This is a genomic window from Rhodocaloribacter sp., from assembly GCF_056451265.1.
In genome coordinates, this window is the sequence record NZ_JBWOPL010000077.1 from 1 (window position 1) to 2,122 (window position 2,122).

Below are 2,122 nucleotides of genomic sequence, written 5' to 3' on the forward strand. Positions count from 1 at the left end.
GCGGCGGAGGGAGCGGGGCTTCGGGGCTCAGGCGTCGGGGGCGAGGCCGTAGCGTTTCATCTTCTTCCAGAGGTGGCTGCGGTCGATGCCCAGGGCGTCGGCGGTCTCCTGGATGCGGCCCTCGTGCGCCAGGAGTGTGCGCCGGATGTGCTCGCGCTCGAACGCCTCGCGGGCCGCGCGCAGGTTCGTCAGCGTGGCGTCGTGAGCGGGGGTGGGGCGGCGCAGGGCGTGGCGCACCTCGCGGGCGTCGATGGACTCGCCGTCGCTGAGCACGACGAGCCGCTCGATCACGTTGCGGAGCTGGCGCACGTTGCCCGGCCAGTCGTGCCCCAGGAGGATGGTCATCGCCCCGGGGGTCAGGGTCTTCGGAGGCAGGCCGTTCTCCCGGGCGAAATGTTCGAGGAAATGGGCGACGAGGGCGGGAATGTCCTCCGTGCGTGCGCGCAACGGCGGCAGCGTGATGTTGACGATGTTGAGCCGGTAGAAGAGGTCCTCCCGGAAGTTGCCCTCGGCGATCTCGGCTTCGAGGTCCTTGTGCGTGGCGGCGATCACGCGCACGGTCACCGGGAGGGGGCGCGTGCCGCCGATGCGCTCGACCTGTCCGCCTTCGAGGACGCGCAGTACCTTGGCCTGCGTCATCAGGCTCATGTCGCCGATCTCGTCGAGGAAGAGGACGCCGCCGTTGGCCTGTTCGAACTTGCCCGGGTGGGTGCGGCCGGCGCCGGTGAAGGCGCCCTTCTCGAAGCCGAAGAGCTGGCTTTCGATGAGTTCTTCGGGGATGGCGGCGCAGTTGAGCGCCACGAACGGCGCGGCGCGGAGGGTGCTGTTGTGGTGGATGGCGCGGGCCACCATCTCCTTGCCCGTGCCGCTCTCGCCGTGGATAAGCACCTTGCTGGGCATGCGGGCCGCCTTGTCGATCAGCCGGTAGACGTCCTGCATGGCACGACTGGAGCCGACCATCCGGTACCGGGCTTTCGCCTCTTCGAGCAGGCGGTCGCGCTCGCGTTCGAGGCGTACCTTTTCGAGGGCGTTGCGGATCGTCACGAGGGCGCGCCGGGCATCGACGGGCTTCTCGAGGAAGTCGTACGCGCCGAGCTTCGTGGCCTCGACGGCGATGCGGATGGTGCCCTTGCCGCTGATGATGACGATGGGGATGTGCGGGTATTCGGTCTGTGCGTGTCGGAGCACGTCGAGGCCGCCGACGCGGGGCATCTCGAGGTCGAGCAGGATCAGGTCCACCGGATGCCGCGCCAGCAGGTCGAGCGCCTCCTTGCCGTCGCCGGCTTCCACGGTGGAATGCCCGGCATAATGAAGGATCTCGCCCAGGCTCTCGCGCACGAACGGGTCGTCGTCGACGATGAGGATGTGGGCCGGCGGATCAGGGGGGGCGGGGCTTTCGAGCACGGTCGCTTTCGGGTTGGAGGCTACGTCAGACATGAGCTTCGGGGCGTCTCGGGATTGCCGGCGGTTGCGTAAAAGGTCGGGCGGAGGCGGAGGGCATCGTGCTTTTGCTTTCTGTTTTGTGCGATACGAGTACGGGCTGTCTATCTCTCAAGCATGGGAGGAATCCTTTCTCGGGGGCCGGGTCACCCCCCCCCTCCGTCGCTTCGCGCCACCTCCCCCCGGGAGGGGGAGGGTTTTTTGAGCCGGCACGGGCCGTGTGAGCCCTTCCCCCTTTCGGGGGGGAAGTACCCCGCAGGGGGGAAGGGGGGCGTAAAGAGGCAGGCCTGTTCACCATGGTCGTTTGGTATTTGATGCAGGCGTTCAGAGCGCGGGTCTCCTCCCTCCGTCGCTTCGCGCCACCTCCCCCCGGGAGGGGGAGGGTTTTTTGAGCGGGCACGGGCCGTGTGAGCCCTTCCCCCTTTCGGGGGGGAAGAACCCCGCAGGGGGGATGGGGGGCGAGAAAGAACGAGCGGTCGCTGCGTGCATACCGCTTCTCCCAGCGCAACCGGTGCGAAATACGCCGTTTGTCATATCGCTCAGAATCAGAGCCGACGGGCCGTCAGATCGGGAAGTAGATGGTGAAGGCCGAACCCGACCCCGGTTCGCTCTCGACCTCGATGTATCCGCCGTGGTCCTCGATGATCTTCTTCACCAGTGCCAGTCCTAGGCCGGTGCTTCC

The 2,122-nt window shown here is 67.4% G+C and carries 1 protein-coding gene and 1 pseudogene; both read right to left on the minus strand.

All coding sequences use genetic code 11. The features are described 5' to 3' along the window. Positions 1-27: 27 nt before the first annotated feature. Entirely contained in the window at positions 28-1,437 is a 1,410-nt protein-coding gene (locus AC1HIY_RS14070) for a sigma-54-dependent transcriptional regulator (RefSeq protein WP_479577385.1), read from the minus strand. 571 nt (positions 1,438-2,008) lie between these two features. Beyond that, positions 2,009-2,122 (minus strand): annotated as a pseudogene (locus tag AC1HIY_RS14075) (ATP-binding protein); the annotation flags it as partial.